This is a genomic window from Janthinobacterium sp. TB1-E2 (assembly GCF_036885605.1).
GTDB classification, from domain to species: Bacteria; Pseudomonadota; Gammaproteobacteria; order Burkholderiales; family Burkholderiaceae_D; genus Janthinobacterium; species Janthinobacterium aestuarii.
In genome coordinates this window covers 4,354,904-4,371,492 of sequence record NZ_CP142523.1, presented here as the reverse complement: position 1 = coordinate 4,371,492, position 16,589 = coordinate 4,354,904, and the positions used below count along the sequence as shown (strand labels likewise).

The following is a 16,589-nucleotide window of genomic DNA, read 5'->3' as shown; positions in this document are numbered from 1 at the left end:
CAGCCGAAACGAAGACATGTCAAAAAAAGCATCCTGGTCGAAAGTACACAAGCTCTTGCCGACAGCCAGCCAGGAAACATTAACGGCTTGTTTGAACGATGTAAAAACCTTCCGAAGCATCGGGCGGCACGAAGTGGCGCGTGATGGCGTCAAAATCAGCGTCGCTGGTGGAAAACGGGTGCAACCCGCTTTCATTGCGCTGGCGCAAGCGCGCCTTGCATTCTTCGTCCGGCACGTCCAGATAGTGCAGCACGTGCGCCACGTCCGCCTGCTGGAACAGCTCGCGCATCCAGGCGCGGCTGGCCGGCGTATTGGCGGGGAAATCGAGCACGACGGACACGCCCGCCTGCAGCATCTGCAGGGCCAAAGGAGCGATGGCCGCACGCAGCCGCGTAGCGCATGCCACGTAATCGGCCAGGCTGGCGATCTGGCCCGGATACAGCTGCGCCAGCAGGCTGTCTTCGCTGATGCGCACGGTCTGTGGCGCGCTGGCCAGCCGGGTTGTCAGAGTGGATTTTCCGGACGCGATCTTGCCGCAGACGAGGTGCAGGGTGGGGGAAGCGGGGGTGCTGGAAGTTGGGGGCATGGTCGCTCGCTAAAAAAGAAATGAAACCTGCGAGACGGTTTGACCAGTGACTGCACATCAAAGCCGCCTCTCAGGCGGCTTTGGCAATCACACTGCTGCTAAGCCACCATCGTTGGAATGGCGGCAATAATCGATGGCAGGGGAGGGAGTGGCGATTGCATGGGGCAACGATGCCATGCGATGGGCCGCGCTGTCAAGCCTCCCTTATGCGCGGCCATTTTCTTGGTCCATGGATGGAAAGCTTGTCGCGACATTATGGCTGCGGTTGCGATATGGCCGCGCGCTGGCTGGGCCGCAGCAGGTAGACGCCGTACAGGCACAGGGGCAGCACGGCCAGCAGGGCGATGTACGGCAAGATGGACGCACCGTCTTCGGCCGGGTTGGGCAAGGTGGCCGTCACCAGCGCGTAGTCCCACAGGCCATGCACGAGCACCATCGGCCAGATGGAGCGGGTGCGCAGGCGGATGGCCGCATAGCCGACGCCCTGCAAGGCGGCGGCCACGGCTTGCCACAAGGCGCCGCTGACGTCGCCCGTGGCCAAGCCGTTGGCCGTGTGGGCCAAGCCGAACAGCGCCGAGGAAATCAGCACGGCCGGCCAGACGGCGTAGCGGTCCAGCATGCCCTGCAACAAGATGGCGCGGAACATCAGTTCTTCCGAGATGGCCACCAGCGCCGCATTGCACGCCACGATCAGCAGCACGCGCGGCTGCGGCCAGCCGCCGGCCCAGGCCAGCAACAGCATCAGCAGCGCATACAGCAGGGGAGGGCAGACGAGCCACAGCGATTTCCATGGCTGCGGCGCGCCCAGGCCCGCTTCGCGGGGCCGGCTTGACGCCAGCAGCAGCGCCAGCGCGAACACTGCGGCCAGCGCCCACGACAGGCCGATACGGCCGGTGACGGCTGCGCCCGGCAAGGCGTAGCCGGCGGCTTCCAGCCAGCGGCCGCCCATGCTCAAGCCCAGCCAGACGGCCAGTGCGATGAGGGATAGCGGCATGGTGAGAGCGATTCTTTTCCCGGACATAAGCGGCCTCATGCTGCTGGTACGCCGCCGCTGACGCGGTTGCGGCCCGTGTTTTTCGACTGGTACAGCAAGGCATCGGCCTCGCGTATCAGCTCGCTGCTATCTGTGGGGCGGTCTTGGCCAGGCTGGAGCGTGGCCGCGCCCAGGCTGACGGTCACGACTGCGTTCGCGCTGGCCGCGTGGGGAATCTGCAAGCCTTCCACGGCCGCCCGGATCGCTTGCGCGACTTCCAGGGCGCCCGCCGCGCCGGTGCCGGGCATGATGACGGCGAACTCTTCGCCGCCGTAACGGGCCGCCAGGTCTTCGGCCCGGCCGACGCTGCGCGCCACGGCGCCGGAAACCGCCTGCAGGCACTCGTCGCCCGCCACGTGGCCATACTGATCGTTGAATTTCTTGAAGAAATCCACGTCCAGCATGATCAGCGACACTTCGTGCCCGCTGCGCTGGGCGCGCTTCAATTCATGCGCCAAGGTCTCGTCGAAACAGCGGCGGTTGGCCAGCCCCGTCAAGCCATCCTGCGAGGCCCGCGCCGCCAGGTCCGCATTGGCGTGCCGCAGCTCCGTCGTGGCCACGCGCAGGCTGGCTTCGATATGGTCGCGTACGGCAATCTGCCGCATCAGCTTGCGGAACAAGTAGATCAGCGCCGCGCCTGCCGCCAGCGACGCCAGCACGATTTGCATGCTCAAGCGCTGCCATTCGGCGAAAATATCTTCCTCCGATAGCCCCGCCGCCACGATGACGGGAAAGCGCTGCAGGTGGCGATAGCTGTACAGCCGTTCGATTTCGTCCACCTTCGCCGTCATCATGGCCGTGCCGACAGGCCCTTTTTCGCGGTAGGCGCGCAGGACTGCACCCGACGAAATATCCATGCCGATGACGCCGGGCTGGAATGGCCGGCGGTAGATCAAGGTGCCGTCGTCGAGGGCAAAGAAGGCCGTGCCCGTATTGCCAAGGTTGAGGCTATCGTAGATGCGTTCGAAGGAGGCGAGCCCGAGGGTGACCAGCACCACTCCCGCAAAGGAGCCGTCCGCCAATTCCACCCGGCGCGACACGGGCAAGACCCATTGCCCGCTGGATTTGCTGCGCACGGGCGCGCTGATGCGGCTGCCCAGCTGCGCATGCGTCTTGTGATAAGTAAAGTAGTCGCGGTCCGCATTGTTGCCGTCCTGCCCGGCGCCGGACGAGCTGGCCAGCCAGTCTCCGCGGCTGTCAAAAATGAAGACGCCGGCAATTTCCACGATATTCTTCGACAGCTGCTGCAGATGCGATTGCAGCCGCTCGCCGGTCGCGTCATTATTGCCTTCGTTGCGGATGTGCTCGACGATATCTTCCAGCATCACATCGGCGACTTCCAGCTCCATGTACGCTTGGGTCGCAAGGGTGCGCGCCATGTGTTCCGTCGTCGCCCTAGCCTCGTGCAAGCGCACTTCGCGCGAAGACCAGACGATCCAGATGGTCATGCCAAGCAGCATGGCGCACATGCAAAAGAAGGCGATGCTGGCCCAGACGATCACTGGCCGCTTGTGCTTGCTCAAGACCTCGGGCTGCGCCGGGATGGCGTCGGTATCTGCTGCTTCTTTTGTTGCGTGCATAGGCGGATCATGAAGTTGCATCTATGATATGGTGAAACATTGCCATACTACATTAAAATGCAAGATCACAAAGTTGCTACATCGTTATAGTTGCATGGAATAATAAGCATTGCCCCTTTGAACCTTTGATTGGAGTCGCATGGCCTACACGAAAACCATCACCACTGAACGCCTGATCCTGCGCAAACCGCAACCATCGGATGAAGCGGACTTCTTCGCCATGCATGCCGATCCCGAAGTGATGCGCTATTTCAGCGAGCCGCCATGGCAGGATGCCAGCATCGCCGCGCGCAAGCTTGCCGAGGACATCGCCGCTTTCGAGAGCGAGGAATTCTTCCGCTTCGCCGTCACGCTGAAGGCGACGGGCGAATATATGGGCAGCTGCAGCCTGTTTTCCGAGCACCGCCAGAACCGCCGTGCCGAAATCGGCTATGCGCTGGCGCGCCCGCATTGGGGCAAGGGCTATATGCAGGAAGCCTTGTCGGCGCTGCTGGAATACGCGTTCATCGAGCGCGACCTGAACCGCCTGGAAGCCGATATCGATCCGCTCAATACGGCTTCGGCCAGCGCCCTGGAACGCCAGGGTTTCAGCAAGGAAGGTTTCTTGCCCGAACGCTGGATCGTCGGCGGCCACGTCAGCGATACGGCCCTGTACGGCTTGCTGCGGCGTACGTGGGAGGCACGGCGCAAAGGCGCCGCGTGAGCCAGCAGGAAACCGAAGCGCTCGAGAGCTGGCTGGGCCGCGCCTTGCCGGCGTACTACCTGCGCTTTCTCCAGGACTGGCAGGAAGGTCTCCGTGGCGAACAGGTATTGCTGTATGGCGCAGAAAGTTTGGTGGAGCGTAACGAAACATATGACACGCTGCAATCCTGCCCCGGCTACATCACCATCGGCGACGACAGCGGCGGGCGCGCCGTCATGCTGGCGCTCGATGATGGCGACCGCGCCGTGTATCTGGTGGGGCATGGATCGATGCAGCGCGACGATTTCGAACTGGCTGCCGATGATTTCATGTCCTGGCTGGCCGCTGATTGCCCGCTGGATTGAGGAGGATGCCAAGCAATGAAAGCTGCCGATTTACCCGTTTCAGCCCATCCACTGGTGACGTTGCGCCAGCTGGAACGCAGTGACGCGCCTGCCTGGTATGCGTACCTGGCCGATCCTGTTGTCGTGGAACACACGAGCTGGGACTTGCGTTGCGCCGACGATCTGCAGGCCAATTTCGATGATTACGCCTCGGCCCAGCCAGCGTCGTCCATCCGCCTGGCCATCGTGCTGCGCGAGGGCGGCCAGCTGGTGGGCACGATCGGCTTCAATGCGATTTCCCCGCAGCACCGCACGGCCGAAATCGCCTACGATCTGTCTCCTGCCGTATGGGGGCAGGGCGTGGCCACGTCCATCGCCGCGTCGGTCATGGACTGGGGCTTCCAGCGCCTGGGCTTCCTGCGCATCCAGGCAACTGTGCTGGAGAGCAATGAACGTTCGATCCGCGTACTCGAGCGCTGCGGTTTCGAGCGCGAAGGCTATCTGCGCTGCTACCGGCAAATTCGCGGTAGGTCCGGCAATTTCTGGCTGTATGCGCGCATTGCCCACACTCCATGAATCGCTTGCCCCTGAGCATACTGCTGGTGGAAGACCACCTGGCCATCGCGCGCCAGGTGCTCGACTTCCTCGACGGCCTGGGCTGGCAGACCGACCATGCGGGCACGGGGGCGCTGGCCGTGCAATTGGCCACGCGCAACAGCTATGACGTGGTGCTGCTGGACCTGAACCTGCCCGACATCGATGGCTTGCAAGTGTGCCGCGCCATCAAGGTGGGGGCACCCAGCAATGTGCCGATCTTGATGCTGACGGCGCGCGATGCGTATGAAGACAAGGCGCGCGGCTTTCGCGACGGTGCCGACGATTACCTGAGCAAACCGTTCGACTTGCGCGAAGTGGCCTTGCGCTGCGAAGCGCTGGCGCGCCGGCACCAGCTGCATGTGCACCAGGAAATGCGCGTGGGCCCCTTCACCTTGCAGACGCGCGAAGGGCGCGCCCTGCTCGGTGACGTGGCGCTGCCGCTGACGCAGACGGGTTTTAAAATCTTGCTGCTGTTGTGCCGCGAGCATCCGCACGCCGTGTCGCGTTCGGCCTTGCTGCAGCATCTGTGGGGCAGCCAGCCGCCCGACAGCGATGCGCTCAAATCGCACATCTACGCGCTGCGCAAGCAGCTGGAGCTGGCCGGCGGCGCGGGCATGCTGGTGACCATACCGCAGCTGGGCTACCGCCTTGCCTTCGGCTCTGCGGCGTTTCCATGAGCAAGTCGATCCGGCAGCGCCTGTTCGCTGCCCTGGCCGGTTTCACCGTGTTGCTGTGCCTGTGCTACACGGGCCTGGCGCTGGTGATCGCCTACGTGACGGAAGACATGCTGGTGCAGCGCCTGCTCGAACGCGAAGCGGCGGTGGTCAGCCAGCATTTGCGCCAGCACGGTGAGCTTACGCCGTCTGGTAACGACCTCATCAAGACTTACGTCAACTACCATGATCTGCCTCAAGTGGTGCGCGAGCAAGTGCTGCCGTCAGCCCCGCGCGGGGAAGTGTTTACCACGACGGGCCAGCATTATCACGTGCTGGCGCTGGACCTCGTTGCCGCTGGCAAGCCGCAGCGCAGCTATCTGCTGGCCGACGTGGCGCCCGTGCTGGTGGTGCAGCGCCTGGCGCGGGAGGTGGGCGGTGTCGTGCTGGGCGTGGCGCTGGCGCTGATCGCCCTGGCCTTGCTGCTGGCGTACTGGCTGGCGCGGCGCCTCGTGCTGCCCCTGCAGCGCCTGGCCCAGGAAGCGCGCCAGCTGGCGCCCGGCAGCGCCGTCCATTTCAGCGAGCGCGATCGCCCCGACGAGATCGGTTTCCTGGCGCGCCGCCTGGAAACCACGTTTGCCGAACTGCAGGCGGTGTTGCAGCGCGAACAGGCCTTCGCCCGCGACGTCAGCCATGAGCTGCGCACGCCGCTGACCTTGATGCACAACACGCTGGCGCTGGCCGAGGCGCAGCCCCTGGGCGGGCAAGAGCAGGCGCAGCTGCGGCAATCCACGGACGAGATGCGCGCCACCATCGACGTGCTGTTCGCGCTGGCGCGGGCCGAGCAACTGCCGGGCGAGGTGGTGGAGTTGCGCGGCTGTATGGAGCAATGCCTGCTGCGCCTGCTCGACGAACATCCGTGGGACGCCAGCCTGCTGACCCTGGACTTGCCCGAGCGGCTGGACGTGGCCGGCAACGTCCAGCTGGTCATGTTGCTCATCAATAATTGCCTGGCGAATGCGCTGTTTCATGGCGGCCCCGATTGCCGCATCAGCATTGCGTTTGCGCAAGGCCACCTGAACATTGTCAATACCGTGCAGGCGGGGCAGCCACGGCGCGTCCACGGTTTCGCCCATGGCCAGAACCTGCTGCTGCGCCTGGCGCAAGCGATGCGCTGGGACATTGCTTTCCACCCCGGCGCGACGCAGTACCGTGTCGCGATCGTTCCCACCCAGGCTTAATAAAGTCAGCGGATTTCACCGCGATTTCACCTGCCCCTGCTTATGCTGGCTGCTCTTTGACTTGAAGGGAAGCCCATGAAAATCGCCATCAGCCTGTTGATCCTGTCCTGCGTTTGCACATCCGCGCCGGCCCAGGTGAGCAGCCTCGTCTACAAGGAAGACAAGCGCCGCTACATCGTCTACACGCCGCCGTCTTACCAAAGCGCGCCGCAGCAAGCCTTTCCCGTCGTCTTCAATTTCCATGGCGGCGGCATGAGCATGGCGGAACAAATGCTGTACACACAAATGAACAAGACGGCCGAGCGGCACCAATTCATCGTCGTGTATCCGCAAGGCATCAAGCAGGACTGGAACGTGGGCTTCGGCATGGATTACCTGGCGGGCACGGATGACGTCGGTTTCACGCAAGCCATGCTGAGCAAACTCAGGCAGGATTACCGCATCGATGACAAAAGAGTCTATGCGACGGGCCTGTCGCGCGGCGGTTTCTTTGCCCTGCGCCTGGCGACCGAGCTGCCGCAGCAGTTCGCCGCCGTCGCCTCGGTGGGCGCGCCCATGCCGGAACCCGTGGTGCGGCACCATCAACAGCGCGGCAAGGTCGGCATGCTGTTGATACAGGGGACGGCCGACAAGGTCGTGCTGTACGAAGGCAAGGCCGCCGGCTACCTGTCGGCGCAGGGCACCTTCGATTACTGGCGCAAGCACAACGGCATCGATGGCGTCACGCCGCAGCCGCGCCTGATTCCTAGCCCGGCTGGCGATACGACGCAAGTAAGCTGGCTGGAGCAGGGTGGCGATGACGGCGGCGCCAGCGTTGCCTTGCTCACCGTCAAGGACGGCGGCCACACGTGGCCGGGCGCCGATGCCTTCAATATCGGCCTGCCCATCGGCAAGACCACGCGCGCCGTCGACGCGAATGACGTCATCTGGGAATTTTTCAGCAAGCACCGGCGTTAAGGTGACGGGGACGCGGTTGCCTGTGGCACACTCTTGTCATATTGAATCTTGCACAAGGAAATGATGAACAGCCACCCCGTCACCGTATTCTGCCGCTCCTTGGCGCAGCTTTCCGCCATGCTCGACAAGACCGGCACCGCGCCATCGATGCTGGCGGCGCGTTTGCACCCGGACATGCTGCCGTTTGCCCAGCAAGTGCGCGCGGCAGTGAGCTTTTCCCTGCGCGGCTGCTGCCCTCTGGCAGGGCTGGACGTGGCCGATTTCAGCGCCGTCGCCAGCCTGCAGGAGCAGATCGCGCAGACCATACGCTACCTCAAGGATATTCCTGCTGAACGTTTTGACGGGCCGCCCGGGCGCATCTGCCGCGACCGCGCCGGCTTTGCCGACATCGCGCTGCCGGCCGATGAATTCTTGAACCTGTACATTCTGCCGAATTTCTACTTTCACTTCAGCATGGCGTATGCGATTGCCCGCAGCCAGGGAGCCAGCATCGGCAAGGGCGATTTCGACGGTTATCACGCGTATGCGCCGGGATTTTCCTTCGAGACGCCGGTGGCATCGTAAGAACTACAGTCCCGCTTCCTTCCAGGCGGAAAACCCCAGCCGTTTCAGCAGCCGGCCCGACAGCCCGCAACTCCAGCAGCTGATCTGGATTTGCCGGTGCCGTGCCGGGTTCGCATGCCAGGCTTGCTCGGCGTAATCGAGCAGGGCGTCGCTGAGCGCAGAAGTGTCGGCCACGGGCGGCAGGCGGCTCATCAGTTCGAACACGCCATAGGTGGTCTCCCTGATCTGCAGCAAACCGGCAAGCAGGTCGCGCAGCACGTCGCCGCCGATGGACCTGCTGGCTTGGGTGAAACGCTGCCGCCAGCACAGGCTGCGCGCCTGCCACAGGGCCAGCAGTGCGGGCACGTCGGCCACCCGCAGTTGCCCGATCAGCTCGTCCGCTTCGTGAAACAGGTCGAGGCGCTCGTATTCCTCGTCGTCGCCGCACAGCAGTTCATCGAGTTCGTGCAATACGCTCATGCCACCACGTTTGTGGGCGTGCCCCGTTCGAACGCCTCCACGTTGCCGATCAGGATGTCCGCCAGCTTTTGCATGGCTTCGCCACTGGCCCAGGCCGTGTGCGGCGTGAGGATGAAGTTGGGCAGGCGTAAATTCAACAGCGGATTGTCGGGCAGCGGCGGCTCCTTCGATAACACGTCGAAACCGGCGCCGGCGATCACGCCGTTCGTCAATGCCTGGGCCAGCGCCGCTTCATCGACAAGGCCGCCCCGCGCCGTGTTGATCAACAGCGACGTCGGCTGCATGCGGGCCAGTTCTTGCGCGCCGATGATGTTGCGCGTCTTGTCCGTCAGCGGCAGGTGCAGGCTGAGCACGTCGGACGTGGCCAGCAAGTCGTCAAAACTCACTTGCGTCACGCCGTCGTCCTCGACAGGCGAGCGGTTGTGGACTTGTACCTGCATGCCGAAGGCGCGCCCCAGCTGCGCGACGGACTTGCCCAGCGCACCGTAGCCGAGCAAACCCAAACGGCTGCCGGCCAGGTCGCGGATCGGGTGGCCGAACAGGCAGAAGCGGTCCGATGCCTGCCACAGGCCCGCTTCCACGTCGGCGCGGTAGGCAAGCAGCTGGCGGCGCAGGGCCAGCATCAGTGCCAAGGTATGTTCGGGCACGGTGGCGCGCGCATAGTCGCGGATATTCGCCACGACGATGCCCCGCTCGCGGCAGGCGGCCAGGTCGATGATATCCGTGCCGGTGGCGGCCACGGCGATCATTTTCAGGTCAGGTAGCTGCGCCAGCTCGGCCGCACGCAGCGGCACTTTGTTCGTGATGGCGATGCTGGCGCCTTGCAGGCGGGATACGGTCTGCTCGCTGCCCTTGGTATGCGGATACTCTTCCCAGATGTGCGCGAAGGCGGGCGGGCGCACGGTAGCGATCAGGCTGTCGCGGTCGAGAAAGACGATGCGGTGGGGCGATGTGCTTGCTGCGGTCATGGCTGGGCCTCGGTCAGGGTGGCGCGCGGGCTCGGGCTGGCGTTCTTGCCCTTGAGCTGCGTGGCCGGGTGGTTGGTAAACATGTCGGCGACCCATTCGACAAACACGCGCACCTTGGCGGACAGATGGCGGTTGGGCGGATAGATTACGTGGATGGGCAGCGGGTCGGATTCCCATTCACTGAGCAATTCCACCATTTTGCCCTGTTCTATCAGCGGCGCAAGCATGAAATGCGTCATTTGCACGATGCCCAGGCCGGCCAGGCCCGCGGCCGAGTAGGCATTCGAGTCGTTCAGGGCGATATGGCTGGGCATGGCGATCTGGATGCGTTCGCCGGCACGCGTGAAATCCCAGTCAAACGTTTTGCCCGTCTTGGCGGAGAAAAAATTCACGCCGCGGTGGCGCGGCAAGTCGTTCGGATGCAGCGGCGTGCCGTGGTGCGCCAGGTAGCCGGGCGAGGCGCACGTCATGAAGTGCAGCACGCCGACCCTGCGCGCGATCAGGTTCAGGTCGCCCAGTTCGCCGCCGCGCACGGCGCAGTCGACGCCTTCCTCGATCAGGTCGACGGGACGATCGCTGCAACCGAGCTCCAGCGAGATGTCCGGGTAGCGGGCAAAGAAATCGGGCAGGGCGGGGATGATCAGTTCGCTGGCCAGGGCCGTGGGCGCATCCACGCGCAGCCGCCCGCTGGGGCTCAATCGCGTGCGCGACAGCGATTCCTCGGCCTCGCGTACGTCCGACAGGATGCGCACGCAGCGTTCGTAATAGGCGGCCCCGTCGGACGTGATGCTGACGTGGCGCGTGGTGCGGTTGAGCAACTTGACCGACAGGCTCGCTTCCAGCGACTGGATCAGGGTTGACACGGTGGCTTTCGGCAGCTGCATGTTTTCCGCCGCGCGCGTAAAGCCGCCCGCATCGACGACTTGGATGAAAACTTCCATTGCTTGCAGCTTGTTCACTTGAATTCCTGTCACTTTATCCGTGATTATTCAGAATCCTGAACAATCAATTCGTCATTGCACTCTTTATCAGATTGTAGATCAAGTCTATAGTTGTTGTACTGCAGCATAAATGTGATGCCGCAGGCAGTACAACAGGAGAAACATCATGGCTTATCGGAATGGACACTTTGCAGTACCCGCCTTGGTTGCGGTTGCGCTCGCTCTGGCCGCGATGGTATCGACGGATGCGTATTCACTGGCGGCGCAAAGCGAAGCCAGTGCTTACAGCGCCCTGACCCATGAAGTGGGCGGCATCGCCCTGTTGTGCTTGAACGACACGGTACTCGATGCTGCGGTGCAGCCGGTGGTGGCGCAATGAGCGTTGCCGGCACCGTGGCCGAACTGGCTCCTGGCCAGGCGCTGAAGATACGCGATATCCAGGTGCAGGGCGCGCAGGATGCGCTCGCCGCGCGCGTCTACACGGCCGGCGTGCCGGGCGCCAAGCAGTCGAGCCTGATCGTCTTCTTCCATGGCGGCGGCTTTGTCGACGGCGACCTGGACGACGCGGACGACTTCCTGCGCTGCCTCGTGTTGAGCAACCCCGACCACGTGGTGCTGGCCGCGAACTACACCTTGGCGAAGGTGCGGCCATTCCCCGCCGCCGTGGAAGACGCGCATGCCGTGCTGCTGTGGGCAAAAAAGAACAAGTCCAAGCTGGGCTGGACGGGCAAGCAGATGGTGGTGTCGGGCATCGAAGCGGGCGCCAACCTGGCTGCCGTGTGCGCCATGATGTCGCGCGACCGGGGCGGACCGCCCCTCGCGGGCCAGGTGCTGATCATGCCGATGCTTGACCCCGGCCTGTCGACCTGCTCGATGCGCAACTTGCCGACGTGCCCAGACCTGGCGGAAGTGGCTGACCAATGCGCCGCCGCCTACCGTGGCTACCTGCCAAATGCCGCTGACCGTACCCATCCGTATGCGTCGCCATTGCAGTCGAGCCGATTGAAGAACCTGCCGCCGGCGCTCATCCTGTCCGGAGAAGACGACCCATTGCGCGATGAGGCTGAACAATACGGCAGCAAGCTGATCGCCTGCGGCATCAAGACCACGGTGCGGCGCATGCCCGCCGCGCCGCTGCAGGATGCGGGCGCGCGTAATGAGTGCGCTTGCAAGGTGCATGCCTTGAACGAGATTGCCAGCTTTGTCGCTGGACTGGGGCAGGAGCCCGAGTCATGACGCCGCCATCTGCGGCACCGCAAAAAAACTTACACTAATCAGTTTACTTTTTGAGTTTCGGTTGTTACACTACGGAGTGTAGTTCCCATCTTGCCTGAGTTGTGCGCTCGCACAGCCAGCTTTGTCGTCCCCGTCCGCTTTTAAACAGCTGGCGGCCTGTTTACCTTTGATCGAGCGCCGTCGGGCGCCATGGCACCACCATTCACTCTTTTTAGCTGGGTTGCTTCCTGCCGCCCATACCATTAGAAATTTTCATAAAACAGGGAAATAAAATGAAAAACGTTCAACAATTTTCCACTCTGCTCAAGCCCCTGGCTGCCTCGCTCGCGCTGGCGGGACTGGTGGCCGTGAGCCTGGCCGGCTGCGATTCGGCCAATAGCAAGGTGCCCGACGCGCCAGCGGCCGGCGGCCCGCCCATCTCGGCCGCCGCCGTCGTTGAAAAACAGATCACGGAAACGCAGGAATTCTCGGGCCGTCTGGAAGCGATCGAGCGCGTGGAAATCCGCTCGAGAGTCGGCGGTTTCATCACGGCCGTCAATTTCAAGCCGGGCAGCGAAGTGAAAAAGGGCGACGTGCTGTTCGTCATCGATCCGCGCCCATTCCAGGCCGAAGTGTCGCGCGCCGAAGGCACTGCCGCCTCGGCCCGCGCCAAGGCGGAACTGGCCAAGCTGGAACTGTCGCGCGCTGAAAAGCTGCTGGCTGAAAAAGCCATCGCCCAGCGCGAATTCGATGAAAAGGCGTCGGGCCTGAAAGAGCTGGATGCGAATGTCCGCTCGGCGCAAGCCGCGTATGAAGCGGCGAAACTGAACCTGTCGTACACGCAGGTGCAGGCGCCGATCAGCGGCCGCGTCAGCAAGGCGGAAATCACCGTCGGCAACCTGATCGACGCGTCCGCCATCCTCACCTCGGTGGTGTCGACGGACCGCATCTACGCCAGCTTCGACGGCGATGAAGATACGTACCTGCGCGTAGCCGGCACGGCGCAAAAGGGCACGCCCGTCACCGTCAAGGTCGGCCTGGCCAATGAAACGGGCTTCCCGCATGAAGGCAAGCTGGAATTCGTCGACAACCAGCTCGATCCGGCCACGGGCAGCGTACGCATGCGCGCCACCTTCGCCAACGCCGAGCGCCAGCTGGTGCCTGGCCTGTTCGCGCGCATCCAGCTCGACGGCGGCAACGGCCCGCAGGCGCAAAGCACGGCCCTGTTGATCAGCGACCGCGCCGTCGGCACGGATCAAAGCCGCAAATACGTCTACGTGGTGGGTGCCGACAACAAGGCCGAATACCGCGCCGTCAAGCTGGGCCCGACTTCGGACGGCTTGCGCGTGGTGCGCGAAGGCTTGAAGGCGGGCGAGAAAATCGTCGTCAACGGCTTGCAGCGCGTGCGCCCGGGCGCCCCCGTGACGCCGCAGATAGTGGCCATGGATTTCGATCCGACCGCGCCTGCCGCTCCTGCAAAACCTGAAGCAAAAGATGCCAAGATCGCCGCGAAAGCAGCATCGACTTCCAAGGAATAAACATGAACTTTTCCCGCTTTTTCATCGACAAGCCGATTTTCGCGGCGGTGCTGTCGATCGTCATATTCGTGGCCGGGCTGCTGTCGATTTTCGGCCTGCCCATCTCCGAATATCCTGACGTCGTGCCGCCATCCGTGGTGGTGCGCGCGCAGTACCCGGGCGCCAACCCGAAAGTGATCGCCGAAACCGTGGCCGCGCCGCTCGAAGAGCAGATCAACGGCGTCGAGAACATGCTCTACATGTCCTCGCAAAACACGTCCGATGGCGCGATGATGCTGACCGTGACCTTCAAGATCGGCACCAACGTCGAGCAGGCCGAAACGCAAGTGCAGAACCGCGTGCAGCGCGCCTTGCCGCGCCTGCCCGAGGAAGTGCGCCAGATCGGCGTGACGACCGTCAAGTCCTCGCCCAACCTGACCATGGTGGTGCACCTGGTCTCGCCGAACAAGCGCTATGACGATATGTATCTGCGTAACTACGCGGTGCTGAACGTCAAGGACCAACTGGCCCGCTTGCCCGGCATGGGCGACATCCAGATCTTCGGCGCCGGCGACTATGCCATGCGCATCTGGCTCGACCCGCAAAAGGTGGCGGCGCGCGGCATGACGGCCAATGACGTCGTCGACGCGATCCGCGAGCAGAACGTGCAGGTGGCCGCCGGTGTGATCGGCGCCTCGCCAGCGAAGAACTCGGACTTCCAGCTGACCGTCAATACCCAGGGCCGTCTGCAGACGCCCGAGGAATTTGGCGCCATCATCGTGCGCACGAATGCCGATGGCGCCGTGACGCACCTGAAGGACGTGGCGCGCGTGGAAATGGGCGCCAACAGCTACTCGCTGCGTTCGCTGCTGAACAATAATCCGGCCGTCGGCATGGGTATTTTCGAAGCGCCGAACGCCAACGCGCTGCAACTGTCTTCCGACGTGCGCTCCAAGATGGACGAACTGAAAAAAGACTTCCCGCAAGGCGTGGAATACCGGATCGAGTACGACCCGACGCAGTTCGTGCGTTCGTCCATCGAAGCCGTGATCCATACCCTGCTCGAAGCGATTGCCCTGGTGGTGCTGGTGGTGATCATCTTCCTGCAAACCTGGCGCGCATCGATCATTCCGCTGCTGGCCGTTCCCGTCTCCATCGTCGGCACCTTTGCCGTGATGCTGGGCTTTGGCTTCTCGATCAACACCCTGTCGCTGTTCGGCCTCGTGCTGGCCATCGGTATCGTCGTCGATGACGCCATCGTGGTGGTGGAAAACGTCGAGCGCAATATCGAGGAAGGCTTGTCGCCGCGCGACGCCACCATCCAGGCCATGAAAGAGGTCAGCGGTCCTATCGTTGCCATCGCCCTGGTGCTGTGCGCCGTGTTCGTGCCGATCGCCTTCGTGCCTGGTCTGTCGGGCGAGTTCTACCGCCAGTTCGCGCTGACCATCGCCATTTCGACCGTGATCTCCGCTTTCAGCTCGCTGACCCTGGCGCCAGCCCTGTCGGCCGCGCTGCTTAAACCGCACGATGCGCCGAAAGACGCGCTGACGCGCGGCATGGACATGGTCTTCGGCCGCTTCTTCGCCTGGTTCAACCGCTTCTTCGGCCGCGCTTCGCACCGCTATGAAGCTGGCGTAAAAGGCGTGTTGGGCCGCAAGAGCGCTTCGCTGGGTGTGTATGCGCTGCTGGTCGTTGCCGCCATCTTCACCTTCAAGTCCGTGCCGGCCGGCTTCGTGCCAGCGCAGGACAAGCAATACCTGGTGGGCTTTGCGCAATTGCCTGACGCCGCGTCGCTGGACCGCACCGAAGATGTCGTGCGCCGCATGTCCGATGTCATCAAGTCGGTGCCTGGCGTCGAATCGACCATCGCCTTCCCCGGCCTGTCGATCAACGACTTTACCAATGCGCCGAACGCCGGTATCGTCTTCGCCACCCTGAAACCGTTCGACGAGCGTACCAGCAAGGAATTGTCGGGCGGCGCCATCGCGGCCGAGATCAACAAGCGTCTGGGCGGTATCCAGGACGCCTTCATCATGGTCTTCCCGCCACCGCCGGTCAACGGCCTCGGTACCATCGGCGGCTTCAAGATGATGATCGAAGACCGCGGCAACCTCGGTTACGACGCGCTGTACAACGCCACCCAGGCGCTGGCCGCGAAAGCGTACCAGACGCCGGAACTGGCGGGCGTATTCTCGGGCTATCAGATCAACGTGCCGCAGCTGTTCGCCGACGTCGACCGCGTGAAAGCCAAGCAGATGGGCGTGCAGCTGCAAACGATTTACCAGACCTTGCAGATCAACCTCGGTTCGCTGTACGTGAATGACTTCAATCAGTTTGGCCGTACCTACCAGGTACGCGTGCAGGCCGATGCGGCGTTCCGTTCGCATGCGCAGGATATCGCGCAGCTGAAGGTACGCAACGACAAGGGCGAGATGATCCCGCTGTCGTCGCTGATGCGCGTCAAGGACAGCTATGGCCCGGACCGCGTGCAGCGCTACAACGCGTATGCCGCAGCCGACTTCAATGGCGGCGCAGCCCCTGGCGTATCGAGCGGCCAGGCGCAAGCCGCGCTGGAACGCATCGCCAAGGAAGTGCTGCCGCAGGGGATTTCGTATGAATGGACGGAGCTGACCTACCAGGACATCTTGTCCGGCAATACGATGATCTATGTGTTCCCGCTGTGCGTGCTGCTGGTGTTCCTCGTACTGGCCGCCCAGTACGAAAGCTGGACCCTGCCGCTGGCCGTGATCCTGATCGTGCCGATGTCGATCCTCTGCGCACTGCTGGGCGTGAAACTGACCGGCGGCGACAACAACGTGTTTACCCAGATCGCGCTGTTCGTGCTGGTGGGGCTGGCGTCGAAGAATGCGATTCTGATCGTGGAATTTGCCCGCGAACTGGAAGAGCATGGCCGTACCGTCGTGCAAGCGGCGCTGGAAGCGTGCCGTCTGCGTCTGCGTCCGATCCTGATGACGTCGATCGCCTTCATCATGGGCGTGGTGCCCCTGGTGTTCTCGAATGGCGCCGGTTCGGAAATGCGCCATGCCATGGGTGTGGCGGTCTTCGCCGGCATGCTGGGCGTGACCTTCTTCGGCCTGTTCCTGACGCCCGTGTTCTACGTACTGCTGCGCACCCTGGCGCAGCGTTTTGAGAAAAAACCAGCCGCCGTTGCCGCCAAGCCTGTCGCCGCGCCAGCGCTGGACCTGGAAGGAGATATATATTGAAAACCAAGGAAATCATCTGGCGCGTCAA

Annotated in this window: 17 protein-coding genes; 11 read left to right on the top strand and 6 right to left on the bottom strand. The window is 63.2% G+C overall.

Annotated features, from left to right (window positions below; translation table 11 throughout):
* Nucleotides 1–79: 79 nt before the first annotated feature.
* From OPV09_RS19595 to OPV09_RS19585, 3 genes are all read right to left on the bottom strand, one after another.
* The gene (locus OPV09_RS19595) at nt 80–586 is read right to left on the bottom strand and encodes an AAA family ATPase (RefSeq protein ID WP_219327255.1); all 507 of its coding nucleotides are present in this window, start codon (nt 584–586) and stop codon (nt 80–82) included.
* Between the two features lie 253 nt (nt 587–839).
* Nucleotides 840–1,580 (bottom strand): CPBP family intramembrane glutamic endopeptidase, encoded by a 741-nt coding sequence (locus tag OPV09_RS19590; RefSeq protein WP_338679163.1) that lies wholly within the window; start codon nt 1,578–1,580, stop codon nt 840–842.
* A gap of 35 nt (nt 1,581–1,615) precedes the next feature.
* Nucleotides 1,616–3,199: a sensor domain-containing diguanylate cyclase gene (locus OPV09_RS19585; protein WP_338679162.1), complete on the bottom strand. Its 1,584-nt coding sequence runs from the start codon at nt 3,197–3,199 to the stop codon at nt 1,616–1,618.
* Between the two features lie 139 nt (nt 3,200–3,338).
* On the opposite strand from OPV09_RS19585, the gene OPV09_RS19580 reads away from it, so the two are divergent.
* The 7 genes from OPV09_RS19580 to OPV09_RS19550 all read left to right on the top strand — a co-directional run bounded on the left by OPV09_RS19580 (nt 3,339) and on the right by OPV09_RS19550 (nt 8,237).
* Nucleotides 3,339–3,902 (top strand): GNAT family N-acetyltransferase, encoded by a 564-nt coding sequence (locus OPV09_RS19580; protein ID WP_034751971.1) that lies wholly within the window; start codon nt 3,339–3,341, stop codon nt 3,900–3,902.
* Nucleotides 3,899–4,246 (top strand): SMI1/KNR4 family protein, encoded by a 348-nt coding sequence (locus tag OPV09_RS19575; RefSeq protein ID WP_034751970.1) that lies wholly within the window; start codon nt 3,899–3,901, stop codon nt 4,244–4,246. The genes OPV09_RS19580 and OPV09_RS19575 overlap by 4 nt, the downstream gene beginning before the upstream one ends.
* Before the next feature lie 15 nt (nt 4,247–4,261).
* Complete coding sequence (locus OPV09_RS19570) at nt 4,262–4,801, top strand: GNAT family N-acetyltransferase (protein WP_034751969.1); 540 nt, start codon at nt 4,262–4,264, stop codon at nt 4,799–4,801.
* Complete coding sequence (locus OPV09_RS19565; RefSeq protein WP_338679161.1) at nt 4,798–5,499, top strand: response regulator transcription factor; 702 nt, start codon at nt 4,798–4,800, stop codon at nt 5,497–5,499. Before OPV09_RS19570 ends, OPV09_RS19565 begins: the two co-directional genes overlap by 4 nt.
* Nucleotides 5,496–6,716 carry a HAMP domain-containing sensor histidine kinase gene (locus OPV09_RS19560; RefSeq protein ID WP_338679160.1) on the top strand — a complete coding sequence of 407 codons (1,221 nt, stop codon included), beginning with the start codon at nt 5,496–5,498 and terminating at the stop codon, nt 6,714–6,716. The genes OPV09_RS19565 and OPV09_RS19560 overlap by 4 nt, the downstream gene beginning before the upstream one ends.
* Nucleotides 6,717–6,791: 75 nt before the next feature.
* Nucleotides 6,792–7,673: an alpha/beta hydrolase family esterase gene (locus OPV09_RS19555; protein ID WP_338679159.1), complete on the top strand. Its 882-nt coding sequence runs from the start codon at nt 6,792–6,794 to the stop codon at nt 7,671–7,673.
* Nucleotides 7,674–7,733: 60 nt separating this feature from the next.
* Nucleotides 7,734–8,237, top strand: coding sequence for a DUF1993 domain-containing protein (locus OPV09_RS19550; protein WP_338679158.1), 504 nt, complete (start codon nt 7,734–7,736; stop codon nt 8,235–8,237).
* A 3-nt stretch (nt 8,238–8,240) separates the two neighbouring features.
* Here OPV09_RS19550 and OPV09_RS19545 read toward each other — a convergent pair whose 3' ends face one another.
* The 3 genes from OPV09_RS19545 to OPV09_RS19535 are packed head-to-tail and all read right to left on the bottom strand — an operon-like array spanning nt 8,241 to nt 10,623.
* The gene (locus tag OPV09_RS19545) at nt 8,241–8,696 is read right to left on the bottom strand and encodes a hypothetical protein (RefSeq protein ID WP_338679157.1); all 456 of its coding nucleotides are present in this window, start codon (nt 8,694–8,696) and stop codon (nt 8,241–8,243) included.
* Complete coding sequence (locus OPV09_RS19540; protein ID WP_338679156.1) at nt 8,693–9,664, bottom strand: D-2-hydroxyacid dehydrogenase; 972 nt, start codon at nt 9,662–9,664, stop codon at nt 8,693–8,695. Before OPV09_RS19540 ends, OPV09_RS19545 begins: the two co-directional genes overlap by 4 nt.
* Nucleotides 9,661–10,623: a LysR family transcriptional regulator gene (locus OPV09_RS19535; protein ID WP_034751962.1), complete on the bottom strand. Its 963-nt coding sequence runs from the start codon at nt 10,621–10,623 to the stop codon at nt 9,661–9,663. The genes OPV09_RS19540 and OPV09_RS19535 overlap by 4 nt, the downstream gene beginning before the upstream one ends.
* 148 nt (nt 10,624–10,771) lie before the next feature.
* Between OPV09_RS19535 and OPV09_RS19530 the strand changes: the two genes are divergently transcribed.
* From OPV09_RS19530 to OPV09_RS19515, 4 genes are all read left to right on the top strand, one after another.
* Nucleotides 10,772–10,984 carry a hypothetical protein gene (locus OPV09_RS19530; protein WP_139143481.1) on the top strand — a complete coding sequence of 71 codons (213 nt, stop codon included), beginning with the start codon at nt 10,772–10,774 and terminating at the stop codon, nt 10,982–10,984.
* Nucleotides 10,981–11,841, top strand: a complete 861-nt coding sequence (locus OPV09_RS19525) for an alpha/beta hydrolase (RefSeq protein WP_034751961.1) — start codon at nt 10,981–10,983, stop codon at nt 11,839–11,841. The genes OPV09_RS19530 and OPV09_RS19525 overlap by 4 nt, the downstream gene beginning before the upstream one ends.
* Before the next feature lie 272 nt (nt 11,842–12,113).
* Complete coding sequence (locus OPV09_RS19520; protein WP_070304626.1) at nt 12,114–13,358, top strand: efflux RND transporter periplasmic adaptor subunit; 1,245 nt, start codon at nt 12,114–12,116, stop codon at nt 13,356–13,358.
* A 2-nt stretch (nt 13,359–13,360) separates the two neighbouring features.
* Nucleotides 13,361–16,561 carry an efflux RND transporter permease subunit gene (locus tag OPV09_RS19515; protein WP_034751959.1) on the top strand — a complete coding sequence of 1,067 codons (3,201 nt, stop codon included), beginning with the start codon at nt 13,361–13,363 and terminating at the stop codon, nt 16,559–16,561.
* Nucleotides 16,562–16,589 lie beyond the last annotated feature (28 nt).